This is a genomic window from Pseudanabaena sp. CCNP1317, from assembly GCF_034931345.1.
In the GTDB taxonomy this organism is placed as follows: domain Bacteria; phylum Cyanobacteriota; class Cyanobacteriia; order Pseudanabaenales; family Pseudanabaenaceae; genus Pseudanabaena; species Pseudanabaena galeata.
Map to the genome: position 1 here is coordinate 81,693 of NZ_JAYGIF010000006.1, position 16,118 is coordinate 97,810.

Here is a 16,118-nt window from a genome sequence, read left to right on the forward strand (position 1 = left end):
GATTACCAAGGATTACCAATTATAGTGAATGTAGACCAAAATTTTGGATGCTGAAATTTAAATTGTTTGGTATCACTAAACATGTAAACTTGAGTGCGTCTAAATGCTTCAGCTTTAATTATTGCAGGATTATTTTTTAATTCTTGATAAAATTTTTCCATAAATTCAGGAGCTACAGAATCATCTAATTTCCACAATGAGCCAATTACAGACTTTATATTTGCTCTCACAGCAGCACCAGAAAAACCTAATTCAGATTCTTCATTACCTTGGGTTGTTTCACAAGCGCTCAATACTAACATGCTAACATTTTTCCAATTAAACTCACGGATTCGATCTAAGCTTATAAAGCTATCAAAAAAGTGAATTCTTCCCTTTCCAGTTTTTGTTTCAAATTTTGCATGTGTAGCTATATGGACAATTCCAAAATCACTAGAATTTCTTAGGCTTTCTTCAGTAAATTCACTGTCCAGAATAGGAATTGTGTTCCAAATATTAGCGACATTACTAGCTTCTTTTTTAACGTTTGGTAAATTTGACAGTCCACTTTCTTTGCTAAAAATCGAAGATCCTAAAAACCGTAAGTTGTAGTTATTGACTCTAGATACTCTTGTATCCGTTAAAGAAAGACTTGGCATCAATCCCACGCTATAGTTTTGCACAAGATACTGATTTCGACTCTTTTGTATTGCTGCAATAGGAATCTTTCGGAGACTATTAGGCAAGACAAACGTTAAGTTCTTAATCTCTTGCTTCTCTAAATGGTTACTCAATGGTTGTATTAACCACTTGTGAAGTTTTTGTGATGATTGTTCGTATTCATATAAAGAATCACCCTCAGCGTAACGCGCAACAGATCTTCTATGCTCATCTGCCTCACTCTCAATATCTCTTCTTCTAATAAATTGGGAGCCAACTTTAACAGTTTTGTAAGTAGGCTTACCATTTGCAGTGACTAAAGTTAGCTCTAGGATGTCGCAGGAGTCGGGGAGTTTGGTGATTTCGAGATCGGTTAGTGAGGGAGATATAGCGTTGGGCTTAGATGGGGGATTGTAACAAACATCTTGGGAATTACGATCTTTTTTCCTTTCGTCCATGCGATCGGGCATGAAGGTGACATAGAGTAGTGCGGGGTTAACACCAGTCTCACTTTGCACACGGCGTAGGGTTTCTTGGACTTCGGTGAGAGTCATTGCCTTGGGTGATTGGTAATCGGAGATTGACTCTTTGAAAAACTCAGCAAACTGTCTGGTGTAAAACTCTTCAGGAGGGAAGGGGGATCGATCGCCTTCATCTACCCACTGCACTCTAGGAGGCTCTTTGAGAGGCTGCGTTGCCAAGAAAATCGTGAAATTTGGGGCGGTAATGATTTGGATATTGCCCTGTGTGTAGGGACCAGGAAACGATCGCGGTGTAAAGATGGTGTTTCCTGCGCCAGTTGTCAGGACTCCATCAGTACCATTAATCAATGAGCTAAAAACATTGAAAGGCTCAAACCTTATGCCACCATCATGACGAATGATGATCACCCCGTCCCCTTCTGTTCCTGCGGTACTGACACTGGCTACCAATCCATTTTGGTCAACGAAAGTTCCACTAATCCTCACAAAGCGATTCGATGTCAGATCGACAGTCCCGCCAACACCTCCAAATCCTTGAGCATTGGCTGGACCAATAAATATATCTGAGTCAGGATCGAGAAAGATATTACCGCCATTGCCAGATAATCCCACAGCACTGAGAGTCCCAGTCGTGATCGCAGTGCGTGCTTGAATGTTGATGTTACCGCCCGATGTGCCATCAACATTGAGATTGCCTGTGGTCACGATGCCCTGTGGAGTTAATAGCGTCAGGCTATTGCCAGCCCCTACAGCAGAGGCGAGGTTAATATCTTGAGTGGTGACATTGCCTGTTGCGGCATTGATAGTGAGATTGGCGGCTGTCCCTGCTTGAATGTTGATCGGCGCACCAATATTAATATCGCCATTGAGAGTGCTGAGGGTGGAATTGCCTGTAATTGTAATTGGATTGGATATCTGCAAGCTATTAACTGTATTAATACCGCCTGATAGACCAATATTGCTGGCGTTGAAGCTGATGGTACTTAGGCGATCGCTAGTCCCAAGTGCGCCATTGAGATTGATGTTGCCATTACCCGCATTGAGAGTTAATCCAAAGTTATTGCCAGTCAGACTATTAACAGTTCCATTGGTGCTAATGTTGCCGTTATTGCTATTGATAGCGATGTTGGTGTTAAGGCGCGTATTACCAGTGAGAGTGAGCGCTTGACCAGTAGTGGTGATATCAGCATTGAGATTAATCACTGAGGCTATTAAGTTGGCTGAGGTGTTGAATGTGATGGGGGCTGTAACTGAGAGGCTACCAACACTGGTATCGCCGATCGCAAGCTTCACATTAGTAATTATGGAGAGTGCTGCTGATGTAAGATTAAATGCGGTTAAATCTGTACCACCTAAAACAATGTTTCGCCCTACTGAGCTAGGTCTTAGGGTGAGTGTACCAGTTCCACTAAACGGTGCTGCTAAGTTAATCTGGTCAGCAATCAGAGATATAGCATTACTTCCTGCGGCAAGTCCACCATTGAGTGCGATAGTACCAGTGCCTGCGTTGAGAGTTGATGGCGCTGTGAAAGTTGCTAAGGAATTCAAATTAATATCGCTATTAGCTGTTGAGATACTTCCATTAATATTTGTGTTTTGGGCTGCGGTTATGAATCCCGTTAGAGCCGTTGTACTACCAACATTTCCTAGAAAATTAACAGTGCCTGTACTGGCAGTTATAGTAAGATTCCTCGCACCATCAATGGTACTCGTAAAGGTAACATTTCCACTGGAAACTATTCCTGTGCTAATGGTTGCATCTCCTAGTAGAACAACTTTGCCATTAAAAGTAATATTACCTCCACTGGAAGCAGAGTCAGATCCACCCGTGATAACGCTATTCACACTAATTCCATTAGGAGCGCTAAAAGTAACGTTACCACCTTTGCCAGAAACAGAATTAGCAGTTATGTTATAAGCTGTGATTTTACCCTGAAAGCTTGTGAGACTAATATTACTAGCTGATTCTCCATTGTTAAAACCAATATCAGATGTAATTCCACCTAAGCCAGTTGTAATATCCCCTTGAGCGGATATTATCACCGTACCTGAAGATCGTTTATCAGTACTATTGACAGGAACACTTGCACTATCACTTCCCGCATCTAATATTACATTGTTAAGAAGAGCTACAGAACCATTAGTACTAATTATAGTTATATTGCCAGCACTACGTTCAACTGAATTACTTACAGCATCTAAACTGCTTTCGGGAAAAGACTCTACACCGCATTTAGCAAAAACAAAAGCTGTGCAGCTAAATGTAATGTCCCCAGTTGCTTTTACAGAAACGTCGCCGCCGTTTTTAGATTGGGAAAAAGCACGTAAGAGTCCTGCAATAGTTACCTCCCCACCAGCATTGATCTTAATACTTCCTGAATTTGCGTCTGAAGTATTACCAAAAGAAATAACATCGATTGAGTCGCCGTTTACTGCAATGTTACCCGTAGAATTTAGCTCGACATTCCCTCCATCGCCTTCATTTGCCAAACTACGAGCAACAATAGTGCCAGTACTAATGTTAGGTGCTGTAATTGTAATATTTCTACCTCCAGCCTGAAGAACACTATTTGAGTCCAATATAAAATTTGCTCCTGCCCTAAAGATTACATCTCCAGTTCCAGTTTGCAGCGTAAGTGTTGGCTTTGCAGGTGTTTGAGCATCTATAGCTCTTGAAATTAGATTTCCACTTGTAAGACCATTATCCCCAATTCTAATATTATTGCTTGCTTCAAGAATAAGATTGAAATTCCCATCCAGCAATTCAATCGTTGTTTGACTAATAGTTATATCGTCTCCATTAAAATTAGATTCAAAAATTTCAAGAGGAACTGGCACAGCTATTGAATCTACTACGTCATTCCCAATATAGATATTGGTGGGATCGAGTAATAATGTTCCACCTTTTCCGATCACAGCATTAAGATCTACTTTTCCATCAAAAACAAGATTCTGTTTACCAGAAACCTCAACAAAACCACCATCACCAGAAATCGCTCCTCCACGCGCACTAATATTCCCAAAAAATCTTGTCGCATTATCTGCCCATACAATTACCCTGCCCCCATTCCCAGACTGCAACGCATCAGCCTTAATAGTTGAATTTGCACTCACAAAAGTCATCAACGCATTTGGAATAATTCCCTTACCCTGAAAATCCCCACCAATAAATACCGAACCACCACCATTCACACCCGAAGCATCGAGATTTGCACCCACTAAACCAACGAGATCGCCTAATATCTGAATCTTGGAAGTAACTTGAGAAGGATTAGCCACAGGCGACGAAACCGACACAGTTCCACTCACGATCGCAGTTCCCGCCGTATTCGGAATCACCGTCTGTGAATTGGTTAATTGCGCTTGTCCCTGACTATTCAGTGATACACCCGTATTACTATCCAACTTACCAGTAGTTAATAGACTTGGTAGATCCAAAGCCTTAACTGGCAAAGGATTACCCTGAGCATCCTTGGGTTGCGGAAACTCAAAATTTAGTCCTTCCACCCCAACATTCAGCCGCAACCGACCATCAGGCACAGCCACAATGCTCACTGAACCATTAGGCGCAGACACTGTTCCCGTATTTACAACAGTTGGTGCTGCTAAAGTTACTGACTTGCCATCATTAACACTGAGATTCCCAGAATTAACGATCACCGCAGGATTGTTAGGATCGAACTCTAAACCAGTTATATTCCCTGACAAGTTGCTGTAACTTGGATTATAAATATCCAGATGGCGATCGCCAAACCAAGCAGTTCTCGCAGTCGAAGCCGTAAAGCTGCCATTAACATTTAGTTGAGCATTATTACCAAAAATGAATCCCGCAGGATTTAACAAATATAAATTCGCATTGGAGCCTGTAACCTGAATAGTGCCATTAATCAGCGAAGGATCACCCCCAGTCACACCCCCAAGTACATTCTGCACCTGCGGTGAAACTACAAAGTTAGCCGTTTGACCTGTCTGGACATTAAAGCCTTGGAAACTATGAAATACGTTTGCGCCATTGCCTGACGTAGTTCCACCCTTAATATCAATGCGATCACCATTTGGTAAAACTACTGTCCCAGTCCCGTCATTCGCAGGCACAATCTGCACTTGTGCGATCGCAGGTAAAGCTTGCAAGATTTGTAAAGAAAATGCAACAAATAAAACTTGAAGCCCATTCATAGCTGAGCGCATAGACCCTATCCCTGATTCACTTAAGCCCTAAATTACTCAAAAGCCATATAAATTTAGCCCTTGAGCTTAAATCTATATTTTTCTGATTAATTGGCTAGCAATATATAGCAAAAAGGTGTATAAATCACGCACTTACCGACAATTTTTTTGAGATTGTCAGTTTAAGTCAGTAAAAAGCATTTATCTAGGGGCTAACGTCTGTCTATGTTGTTCACAAAGCTTATATCTAACTACATATCAAAGATTCCTGTATTCGTGATCACGATTTTTTGCTATGGGGTAACCAATATCGCAATTAACTCAAATGCGATCGCGCAATCTGCACCAACTAGCCAACAACCAGCAGAAGATACTTTTACAATTACTGATGTCATATTCAGCGAAAGTCGAATCTATACAGATGAAGATTGGGAACCGTATAGAAGAGCGATTCGATGGAAAGATGACATGACAGTAAAAAAGATAGAAGCTATTCTCGAACAGCTAATTTATGAACTCTATATCAATAAAGGGTATATAACCTCTAGAGTAGAACTTGCGTCAAATAAAACTGATCATCTCCATAGAATTGTGAAGATCAACATATTAGAAGGTGGTTTATGTAATATTTTTCCCAACAAATCACAACCAACAACACGATTAAATATAAACTATATTCTTGATCGCATTCAAATTCCAAATACCATTCCCCTTAGCGTTAATCGACTAGAAGATCAGTTACGACTATTAAAAAACGATCCTCAATTTGAGAATGTGGAATTTACACTAGAACCCTCTGCTCTAGATGAGCCATGTCAACATAAACCAGCTTTTCCAAGAAATTCCAATCTCTTTGTCCTAGTAAAAGAAGCAAATCCATTAAGTATTAGTACTTCTATTAATAATTACTCACCACCCAGTGTGGGCGGCGAGCAGATAGGCGTAAATGCTAGTCATCAAAATCTTACAGGAATGGGCGATCGGCTTAGTTTCAATTACAATCGCTCCTTTACAGGCGGCTCTAATGTCTATGACTTTAGCTACACAACCCCGCTAAACCCGATGAATGGCTCACTAAATTTACGAACTGCACTTACTCGCAGCACAATTACAGAGGCTCCATTTGATCGCTTTGGCATTGCCGCCAAATCACAACTCTACGAAATTCAATATCGCCAGCCCTTCATTCGTTCATTCGTTGAAGAGTTTGCGCTCTCTTTTGGATTTACCGCCAAAGATGGACAAACATTTCTATTTAACAATCTCGCTACTCCCTTTGGATTTGGGGCAGATGTTAATGGCATTACCCGCACCAGCGTATTCAGCTTTGGACAGGACTACCTCAAACGCGACGAACAAGGAGCTTGGTTCTTTCAATCAGTTTTTAAATTAGGAACAGGATTAGTAAACTCTACAATCAATCAGTCCCCGATCCCTGATAGCCGTTTTTTAAATTGGAATTTCCAAGGTCAACGCTGGCAAAGGATAAATGACGATAACCTCTTGATTTTGCAAGCTGACCTCCAAGTAACACCCGATAGCCTCTTACCCTCAGAGCAATTTATCGTTGGCGGCGGACAAACTTTAAGAGGCTACCGCCAAAGTGCAAGATCTGGCGATAATGGACTTCGTTTTTCGGCAGAAAATCGGATCACTTTGCAACGAAATGGCGCAGGTCAATCAATTTTTCAGATTGCTCCATTCTTTAACATGGGTTCTGTCTGGAATCGAGACGACAATCCTAATTTTTTATCAGGGAAAAACTTCTTGATGAGCTTTGGTACGGGAATTATTTGGGAGCCACTCAAAAATTTAAACATGAGACTTGATTATGCGATTCCCATCACATCTATTGATGATCGCGGTAATAATCTCCAAGACAAAGGAATTAACTTTAGTTTTAACTATAAATTTTAGAGCTTGACTATTTTTTCTTGTCGCCATTTTTAAAGAGCAGTAAAGCAGGGCAACCAAAGGGGGACTGACCCTACCCCAAAATTTAGATTGCTTTACGGGCTGCGCCACAGGGCAAGCCCCAAACTTATGCTATGGAACGAATTCATTGCCCGTAACATCAGTAAATATAGTCACTGCTTGTAAACTTTATCAAATCCTATAACCATCGACAGGAGGATTAAGCTTGCTTAAATTGTTTAGGCTCATCAATCATCATCTTTTTTCTTACCACCTTTTTTTGAAGGAAGTTCGCGTTTCGAGGGCGGGATTAAGCGTTCGTCAGGTCTGAGTTCCAACGCTTTAGAAAAAGCTGCGATCGCCTCATTCTCACGCCCCATACTTCTCAGTAATAATCCCTTTGCTCCCCATGCATCAGCACTATTAGGATCGATTTTGATCGCTTCTTCTACTTTTGCCAGAGCTTGCTGAGGTTTGTTATTGCGATTAAGGATCAAGGCTTGGGCAAGTAACTCTTTAACGGATAAAGGCGTTGGGGTTGTAGTCGATGATGGTGTAGGAGGTGTCGAGGCGATCGCCGTTGGGGTTACTGTCGATGATGGTGTAGGAGGAGTTGGCGCGATCGCCGTTGGACTCGGTAAGTTGGAAACTACGGGATTATTAACAACTTCAGGTGCATTTTTTGCAGTTTTGCTGATGATTGCCATGATCACTACTAGCAGCAAAGCAACGCCTCCAGTGACCCAAACCCAAATAGGAAATGGTTTGCGCGACGAGGACTCTTGGAAGGCGACAGTGTGAGGGTTTCTATAGGAAGAATCGCCTTGAGAACCTGCTGCTTGCGTAGCAACCTGCGACGACGTGATGATAGTTGCGGCGTTGTTGGTCATATTGCTGGCACTCACGACGGTAGGCAAATCATGCTCAGTAACATTGGGCAGAGAGGCGATCGCCGCTAACACTTCTGAAGCAGTCTGATAACGTTGACGGAAATCGTAACGCACCATTTTGTCGAGAATATCTAGAAATTGCGGTGAGTAATTACCCTGTAAGCGATCGCGCCAAACCAGTTCCGCAGTTTCAGGATGCTCAGCGAATAGGCATGGCTCTGCGCCCGTAATTGCTTGGATTGCCATCATCCCCACCGCATAAATGTCACTACTAAAACGCGGCTTGCCATTAAGTTGCTCGATGGGCATATATCCAGGGGAACCGATCGCGATCGTCAGATTTGTATTACCTTGCGGATCAACTGCCAAACTACCAATTTCTTTAACTGCTCCAAAGTCGATCAAAACAATTTTGCGATCGCTGTTACGGCGAATTAAGTTGGCTGGCTTGATATCACGATGGACAACATTGCGCTCATGCACATATACCAGTATTTCTAAAACCTCTTTGAGCAAGGCGATCGCCACAGCTTCAGGCGATCGCCACAGCTTCAGGCGATCGCTTGCCATTACCAATCTCCTGCGTGAGATCTTTGCCGTCAGCAAATTCTTGGACTAAATAAAATTCTTCGCCTTCCTGAAAGTGGGCAAGTAAACGCGGAATGCGATCGTGTGAACCCAGAGAATAAAGCATCTCGGCTTCTTGATCGAAGAGACGCTTAGCAGTTTCCAACACAAAAGGCTCATGGGATAAAGGCTTAAGCTGCTTCACCACGCAAGTGGGATGCGTTGGCAAATCAATATCTTCAGCCAGATATGTCTGACCGAAGCCACCACCACCAAGGTGACTAATAATTTTGTAATGTCCTCTAAGTATGGTGTTTATCACGATTAATCTGAGTTCTCTTTTGAGCTGAAGTAAAAACCAAGGGCTGTACCAATTAAGCCAGTCTGAGCGGTCAAGATGAATGTAATTAAATCCTTGGCTAAAGCACTAGTTTTGTCAAATGAACTATTCTTCTTTTCATCAACAATAAGTCCAGACATTCCTACTAAAATAATAATGAGGATAAAGCTAGTTGCAATGGTTCCACCAAGTGTGTAAGTTAAAAAAGTAGCCAAATTTGTGCGAGTTTTCTCTCGTGCTGCTTGCATCGCCGTCTTATGCAAATCAAGAGGAACAACAGAATTCTTATCTTTAGCTTCCTTGACTTCATGAAGATATGAGCCATCTTTAAGTTGGATGAAGACCTTCCCCCCTTTATTAGCGATAACATCATGAATGTACGCAGCTACTGATACTGCTCTTTTGACTGCATCTGGTTCAGAAAGTTTTTGCTCATCTGCAAACCACTTAATTAGATTAGATGTCTGAGAGTCAGGAATTAAGGGTTCAGTTTTGCCAGAAAATTCTTTCTTAGAAATAGCAGAAATTTGTTGTTTGGATTCATCTGGACTGTCGTCAGGTAGAACATCAGACATAAAATAAAATTTTCTTGGCTCACTACTAGCGTTACCACGACCTCTAACAGACACCGTATATTTTTGCATTACTTTAAACACGTTTTTATAGTTACTTAGTATAGCTTTGGAGAATTACAATCAAAATTAGCAGTAAATTTTTATTTCAAATTTTGTTATACATTGGTGCAAACATTTGCTAATATGGAAATCGCTCTTTGAACAAACGAGCAAATTTAGGGTGACTGGCGCAGTGGTAGCGCATCGGACTCTTAATCCGCTGGCCCTGGGTTCAAATCCCAGGTCACCCATTATCAAAATACAAAAGAGAGATGCAACGCTTCGCGTTGCATCTCTCTTTTGTTAAAAGACAAGAGTGATCGCAATGCGATCGCTCTTCCTCTTTTGGTGATTAGAGAACTACGCCCTTAGGAGCAGGAATAGAAGGTTGTAAATACATGGTCAGGAACTGCAAACCATTATTAGCAAGATAAGGAAGTTTCTGAATCTTCTTCATCCATTCAGGAGCATTAGATTCGTCGATCTTTACTAGCTTGGCATTGTTCTCTTCGCACTTCTTCAGACAAGCCCAGAACTTAGGATTTTCTAAATCCATAATCACAGGGAAAGCCTTCGCAGCATCACGATTGGTTTCACGAAGAACTTCATCGACATACTTTCTAGTATCCATGCCGATGGATTCGTAGAACTCGTTACGCACACAAATATCATTTAGATACATGGTGGCAAATACTGAGAGCAAGAAGAACTTACTCCAAAGGTTAGCTCTGATACCCTTGATATTATTTTGCTCACTGCGAAGAAGCAAGCTACAGAAATCACCGTGGCGGCTCTCATCTTGGCACCAGTTTTCAAAGAAATTGAAAATCGGGTAGATGCGATATTCGGGATGAGCAAGGAAATGTTGGTGAATCTTGATATAGCGCCAGTAGCCAATCTTTTCCGAGAGATAGGTGGCGTAGAAGATAAACTTCGGTGCGAAGTAAACGTATTTCTTGGTTTTGGATAGGGTCGAAAGATCAAGTTGCAGATCAAAGTCTGGCATTGCCTTATTCAAGAAGCCAGCGTGACGCGCCTCATCACGGCTCATCAGGCTAAAAATTTCTGCCATCAGAGGATTCTTGTCTTTAATTTTGACAGCAATTTCCTTGTACAGCAAAAATCCTGAAAACTCAGAGGTGCAAGAGCCTTCAAGAAACACACGGAAATGCTCTCTCACTTTGGGATCGATATGATTCCAATCTTGGTTAAAGTCAGCAGTGCGGACAAAGTGACGACGGTTATAGTCAAATTTAAACTCTTCGAGAATAGCTTCATAATCTGGCGTTAGATCGAAGATATCCATATTTGCCATCGCTTCAAAGTCAGTAGTGTAGAAGCGTGGGGTCAGGATCGATTCGCGTCGGCCAGTCCCGTTAACCTTTTGTTGGTTTGACTGGCTTACATCGGGTTTAGAAGGGGTAGCTACCATATTCTCTGTTTCTTAAATACTGAATAAAGGTGGGGATAAATTGCAGTTTAAATACCTATCTGACTGCCTATTTTACGACTACTGTCTAGTTTATGGGTAGTTATATCTAGAAATAAGGTTTGCTTGTTAAGAAGCGTTAAGCAATTTTTGTTAAAAAATTGCTTAATTCGCGATCGCCGCATCAATTTGCTCCATACTTAGCGATCGCAACAGACTCACCTGAGCCGATGGCGTGGAAATATTCGCAAAATATGCGGTAGTTAGGTATTCGGCATAATCAGATTCTTGAAGCAGATGGGTTTTGAAAAAAGCCACACTCAGCAGCTTGAGATACTCTTGCGAGGCGATCGCACTGGAACCAGCCAAAACGCTACTTACTTCAGGACTGATGCGATCGCTAGAGGTAATAGCCGTCACCGCAGTATGCCCTGCTCGATTGAGCAATATCAAGTAGCGATTTGGTGAAGTCAACCATGTAAATGGCACAATCTGCTCAGAGACCGCAGGCGCAAAGGTGTCATCAGAACTGCCAACGATCGTGATCGGTGCAGTAATTTTGCTCAATGCAGGCTTACCCAAAACATGACTAGTTACAGGATTAACCGCGATCGCTGATTTTATACGCGCATCACCTAATTTGTAGGTTTGGTTTGGCAAGCCTAGTGCTACGCATTGCAATAACAGTGAGGCATTCCACTTATATTTACCTTGACAGGCTTCTGTCAAATCCGCAAACTGGATCTGAGCATCACTGACTAGCGCCAGCGCCGCATATCCCCCAAAAGAATGTCCAACCATACCCACATTTTGCCAGTTGATATTGGCGCTATTAGGATTACCTGTCTGTGGTGACTTCTCTAGATAATTCAGCACCGCCGTAATATCATTGGGGCGCTCAATGAAGCTTTCTGGTGGGGCAATCTCGCTAGCAGCCCCAATAATCAATTTATCTAACTGCTCCTCGCTGCTATTGGGGGAAACGGTCAGCACTACTGCAAACCCATAGGATGCTAAGTGTTCGGCAAGATAGAGCAATGGTTCGCGATTAGAGATCAGTCCTGGATAGATGACGATCGCAGGGATGGGCGCAGATTTAGCATTGGCAACCTTTGGGATAAACAAATAAAAGGGAATTTCATACCGATTATCTATGGCTGGCGCTTTGAGACTATAGCGCTCCCATGTCAATCCACCTTTATTTCGCAAATCAGCTAACTCTATTGGTGAAGGCGTTGGTGTTGCTCCTGATTGCCCAGCTTGTTTAATAGCCTCATCGTTGACCATCTGCACAACTTTTTGCGTATCTTGCAGTAGGTCGCTCAACTCGCCAACGGTTTGCAAACCTTCTTGAATATCGAAATAAATATCTGATGTGGGGAATTTGCGGAGGAAATTAAGCAAAGTTAAACCGTTCTCTTTGTCGGCTGTTGCCAAAACAGCCGCCGCACGGATAGCGCGATTACCCGATAGCATCGGGCCAGTTTTAATAAACTCACCTAAGATATCTAACGATCTTTCTCCTTGAGATGTGTAGAGAAATCTTGATAGTAAAGTTATCGGAACATCGGCTCGCTCTGTCAAAATGCGCCGAAAGGTTGCCATATCTGTTGCAGAAATATATCGCGAAGCCATATCAAGTGCGCCACGCAATTCACCCGTTTTAGAAAACTCTTCCAAGTCATCCACAGATACCGAAACTTCAAAAATATTAAATCGGAAATTGACAGTTTCAGCAGCTTCACTAGGCTGAGCGATCGCTACTCCACTAATTGCACTCAGCAAAAATATCAAAGTGGCAGATCGGGTAATCAATCGGCGTGAAATATTGGCGATCGAGGCTGTGAGATATTTCATCATATGTAGCTTTATCTGGGAGATCTCCCCTAGAAGCTAACACAACATTCACTAATTAACTTCAATTCGACGAACGCGCAAAATGGTAAAAATCGCAGAGCGATTTTTACCATTTTGCGCCATTTGCGCCGCGCTTCGCGCGGCGCAAATGGCTATATCAAATTCACGTCAAATTAAAACCCAAAAGTTAAGTGGCGGCGCTTTGCGCCGCCACTTAACTTTTGGGTTTTAGTCCCTAAATAAAACCTTCACGATACATAAAACAATACAAATGTTAATATTCATCAATTTTGCCCCAATCACTCTAGTGGCAATGCTAACATCCAAAATAGTTAAACCCCGATTAAATAAAGCTTTAGGAGCGTATTTTGACATTACGAGTTGCTGTTGTAGGCGGCGGGCCTGCGGGTTCATGTGCGGCTGAAACACTTGCCAAAGCAGGAATTGAGACCTATATATTTGAGCGTAAACTGGACAACGCCAAACCCTGCGGTGGAGCAATTCCTCTATGTATGGTTTCTGAATTTGATTTGCCTGACGAAATTATCGATCGCCGCGTCCGCAACATGAAAATGATCTCTCCCAGCAATGTGGAAGTAGACATTAAATTAGACAATCCCGATGAATATATCGGTATGTGTCGCCGCGAAGTTTTAGATGCGTTTTTACGGGAACGCGCTGCCAAGCTTGGTGCAAATTTGATCAATGGTCGCATTCTTGACATTAAGATCACTGAAAATGGCAAGAAGCCTTATGTTCTTAGCTATTCAGACTTTGCTGAAGGTGGCAACGAAGGGATCATGCGTACTCTTGAGGTCGATCTGATTGTCGGTGCTGACGGTGCTAACTCAGTTGTTGCCAAAGCAATGGATGCTGGCGACTATAACTATGCGATCGCCTTCCAAGAGCGCATTCGCATTTCTCCAGAAAAAATGGAGTATTACAAAGATTTAGCTGAGATGTATGTTGGCGATGATGTTTCGCCCGACTTCTACGCATGGGTATTCCCTAAATACGATCACGTTGCCGTTGGTACTGGCACGATGCACAAAAACCAACGCTTGATCAAGAAGCTCCAAGCAGGCATCCGCGCCCGTGCGTTGCCCAGAATCGAAGGTGGCGAAGTGATTAAGGTGGAAGCTCACCCAATTCCTGAGCATCCAAGACCTCGCCGTGTTGTTGGTCGGATTGCCCTAGTTGGTGATGCGGCGGGCTATGTCACTAAGTCTAGTGGCGAAGGTATTTACTTTGCTGCGAAGTCTGGTCGCATGTGTGCCGAAGCGATCGTGGAGTTTGCGGAAGCAGGTAAACGCATCCCCACTGAAGCTGATCTCAAGGTTTACATCAAGCGTTGGGATAAGCAGTATGGCTTGACCTACAAGGTTCTCGACATTCTCCAGAATGTGTTTTACGCCACCAACGCCACTCGCGAAGCCTTTGTGGAAATGTGCGCCGATAAGGATGTACAGAAGCTCACCTTTGACAGCTATCTCTACAAAACCGTTGTGCCTGCTAATCCTTTCACTCAGTTGAAGATTACTGCTAAGACAATCGGTAGTTTGCTGAGAGGCAATGCTCTAGCACCTTAATCAAAAAGGAGCGCGTAACGCGCTCCTTTTTTTTCTTGTTAGAACTGATGTTACGTGGATAGAATTCCTACGATCATCTAAGTCTAGGGCTGGCACGGGGGCACAGCCCCTACAAAAATCTAAATTATTGGAGTAGGGGCAATCCCCCCGTGGTTGCCCTGTCGTGCTAGCAACAAGAGATTCATCATCTGAGTTCCACGTAACATTAGTTAGAATTTAAAAAGAGCACTTCAAAATATCACAAAAAAATGGCTCAGCTAACCATTGAAATTCCCGACGAATTAGCCCAAAGGCTAGCCCCATACAAAAATCAAATCTCAGAAATTTTCGCTAATCTAGTCAATACATCATCACTCCTCGAAAAGTCTACAGAAATACTTGATGTATCTAGTACTCCCTCACCCACAGAATTACCAACTTATTTGGAGATTATTGATTTTTTAGTCAATCGCCCTACATCAGAACAGATTGCTAACTTCAAAGTTTCTGAGCGATCGCAAGAGCGGTTGCGCGAATTACTTCAAAAAAATCGTGATCTAAACCTTATTTCGTCAGAAGTAGCAGAACTAAATCTTTACGAACAACTTGATACTCTCATGACAATGATGAAGGTGAGAGCTTACGCTTCTATAAAATCCTCAAAGACTAGTAGCTCCCATCCAGAATGACTGTCTATATTTCCACACCTAGCAGACAGGTTATATTATCGGCTTTCGGCTTAATTGATTAGCCATAATCATGAGAAAATCAGGTTAAATCGTGAGATGTAAATATGGGGCTAGCTTACATAATTGCGATCGCTGTTGCGTCACCTACTGCATTCAGATTGGTGGTTTGAAATTCAGAGAGATTTTAGGTTATTCTGAGGCTTAACTAACTGCTAGATTTTTACCTATGAATATCAAGCTAGATTTGCCAAGTCCATTAGAGCATGAGCTATCTATAGAAGCTTCAAGGCTTAATGTGTCTTTTCGAATTATATTCTCAAGGTCTTGACGTTGAGACGAGATTGGCTGGTTTTGGAGGAGATAGAAGATGCTGAAGATGTTGCCGATGCCGAAATGGCTTTACAGGAAGATGGATTTATCCCTTTGGCTGAGGTTAAAAGGGAGTTAGGGCTTAGTTAGAAAAAAGTTGGTTATCGTCGGGATGTGTATCGCTAAGTTGTTGCATTTTAAGATTATTCAAAAGCAGCAACTTAGCAATATTAGCGTTTTTACTTTTTGTTTGAAGATGGGCGATCGCTTAAAATGACGCGAAATAGAAAAGCTAGCGCAACAATAATCCAGAATGTCGGATCGTTCACAAAGGCAGGATTGCTGCTTGCTTGTGGGTTGTTATTGGTTTGGGCGATCGCTTGAGTCGTGACTTGTTGTTGAACTGACATAATGTTTGCTCCGAATTAACAATGCAATCACTATGAAATATGGCTGCTTGAATGACTTTGCATGATTTGTCTGACTTGCGTGAGTTTGTATCGAAAAATAAACTTAAAAAAGCAGAGATTAAGATCCCCGACTTTTTATTTAAACCCGCAGATTCCCATTGATAGCGTAGAAAAAGTCGGGGATCTGAGCTTTTAGAGATTGCCTGTGCTTACCTAATTTTTGTTTTTCGTAGTCAAATTTTT

Annotated in this window: 11 protein-coding genes and 1 tRNA gene; 5 read left to right on the forward strand and 7 right to left on the reverse strand. The window is 42.3% G+C overall.

Going from position 1 to position 16,118, the window contains the following annotated elements; genetic code table 11:
• Positions 1-2: 2 nt before the first annotated feature.
• Positions 3-5,309 carry a CHAT domain-containing protein gene (locus VB775_RS03815; RefSeq protein WP_281006326.1) on the reverse strand — a complete coding sequence of 1,769 codons (5,307 nt, stop codon included), beginning with the start codon at positions 5,307-5,309 and terminating at the stop codon, positions 3-5.
• Positions 5,310-5,564: 255 nt separating this feature from the next.
• Between VB775_RS03815 and VB775_RS03820 the strand changes: the two genes are divergently transcribed.
• The gene (locus VB775_RS03820) at positions 5,565-7,205 is read left to right on the forward strand and encodes a ShlB/FhaC/HecB family hemolysin secretion/activation protein (protein ID WP_323216643.1); all 1,641 of its coding nucleotides are present in this window, start codon (positions 5,565-5,567) and stop codon (positions 7,203-7,205) included.
• A gap of 245 nt (positions 7,206-7,450) precedes the next feature.
• On the opposite strand, the gene VB775_RS03825 is transcribed toward VB775_RS03820, so the two are convergent.
• Genes VB775_RS03825 through VB775_RS03835 form a run of 3 tightly spaced genes read right to left on the reverse strand, consistent with a single transcriptional unit; the run spans position 7,451 to position 9,655 of the window.
• Positions 7,451-8,662, reverse strand: a complete 1,212-nt coding sequence (locus VB775_RS03825; RefSeq protein ID WP_281006328.1) for a protein kinase domain-containing protein — start codon at positions 8,660-8,662, stop codon at positions 7,451-7,453.
• Positions 8,625-8,981 (reverse strand): protein kinase, encoded by a 357-nt coding sequence (locus VB775_RS03830; protein ID WP_281006329.1) that lies wholly within the window; start codon positions 8,979-8,981, stop codon positions 8,625-8,627. The genes VB775_RS03825 and VB775_RS03830 overlap by 38 nt, the downstream gene beginning before the upstream one ends.
• Positions 8,982-8,983: 2 nt before the next feature.
• A complete protein-coding gene (locus tag VB775_RS03835) occupies positions 8,984-9,655 on the reverse strand; it encodes a hypothetical protein (RefSeq protein ID WP_281006330.1) in 672 nt (223 codons plus the stop codon).
• Between the two features lie 137 nt (positions 9,656-9,792).
• On the opposite strand from VB775_RS03835, the gene VB775_RS03840 reads away from it, so the two are divergent.
• A tRNA-Lys gene (locus VB775_RS03840) sits at positions 9,793-9,864 on the forward strand.
• Positions 9,865-9,965: 101 nt separating this feature from the next.
• Here the strand turns inward: VB775_RS03840 and acsF are convergent.
• Positions 9,966-11,045, reverse strand: coding sequence for a magnesium-protoporphyrin IX monomethyl ester (oxidative) cyclase (gene acsF / locus VB775_RS03845; RefSeq protein WP_281006331.1), 1,080 nt, complete (start codon positions 11,043-11,045; stop codon positions 9,966-9,968).
• A 162-nt stretch (positions 11,046-11,207) separates the two neighbouring features.
• Positions 11,208-12,902, reverse strand: a complete 1,695-nt coding sequence (locus VB775_RS03850; RefSeq protein WP_281006332.1) for an alpha/beta hydrolase — start codon at positions 12,900-12,902, stop codon at positions 11,208-11,210.
• Between the two features lie 365 nt (positions 12,903-13,267).
• Here VB775_RS03850 and chlP point away from each other — a divergent pair, with 365 nt between their 5' ends.
• The 3 genes from chlP to VB775_RS03865 all read left to right on the forward strand — a co-directional run bounded on the left by chlP (position 13,268) and on the right by VB775_RS03865 (position 15,615).
• A complete protein-coding gene (gene chlP / locus VB775_RS03855; protein WP_281006333.1) occupies positions 13,268-14,488 on the forward strand; it encodes a geranylgeranyl reductase in 1,221 nt (406 codons plus the stop codon).
• Positions 14,489-14,736: 248 nt separating this feature from the next.
• Complete coding sequence (locus VB775_RS03860) at positions 14,737-15,156, forward strand: hypothetical protein (protein WP_281006334.1); 420 nt, start codon at positions 14,737-14,739, stop codon at positions 15,154-15,156.
• 324 nt (positions 15,157-15,480) lie between these two features.
• Positions 15,481-15,615: a hypothetical protein gene (locus tag VB775_RS03865; RefSeq protein ID WP_323216646.1), complete on the forward strand. Its 135-nt coding sequence runs from the start codon at positions 15,481-15,483 to the stop codon at positions 15,613-15,615.
• An 89-nt stretch (positions 15,616-15,704) separates the two neighbouring features.
• Here the strand turns inward: VB775_RS03865 and VB775_RS03870 are convergent, their stop codons facing one another.
• Positions 15,705-15,875 carry a hypothetical protein gene (locus tag VB775_RS03870; protein WP_281006336.1) on the reverse strand — a complete coding sequence of 57 codons (171 nt, stop codon included), beginning with the start codon at positions 15,873-15,875 and terminating at the stop codon, positions 15,705-15,707.
• Positions 15,876-16,118 lie beyond the last annotated feature (243 nt).

Excerpts from the sequence above, each read along its gene's own strand:
- VB775_RS03860 (WP_281006334.1), top strand. The coding sequence starts at position 14,737 with ATGGCTCAGCTAACCATTGAAATTCCCGACGAATTAGCCCAAAGGCTA.
- VB775_RS03825 (WP_281006328.1), bottom strand. The coding sequence starts at position 8,662 with ATGGCAAGCGATCGCCTGAAGCTGTGGCGATCGCCTGAAGCTGTGGCG.
- VB775_RS03870 (WP_281006336.1), bottom strand. The coding sequence starts at position 15,875 with ATGTCAGTTCAACAACAAGTCACGACTCAAGCGATCGCCCAAACCAAT.
- VB775_RS03850 (WP_281006332.1), bottom strand. The coding sequence starts at position 12,902 with ATGATGAAATATCTCACAGCCTCGATCGCCAATATTTCACGCCGATTG.
- VB775_RS03815 (WP_281006326.1), bottom strand. The coding sequence starts at position 5,309 with ATGCGCTCAGCTATGAATGGGCTTCAAGTTTTATTTGTTGCATTTTCT.
- acsF (WP_281006331.1), bottom strand. The coding sequence starts at position 11,045 with ATGGTAGCTACCCCTTCTAAACCCGATGTAAGCCAGTCAAACCAACAA.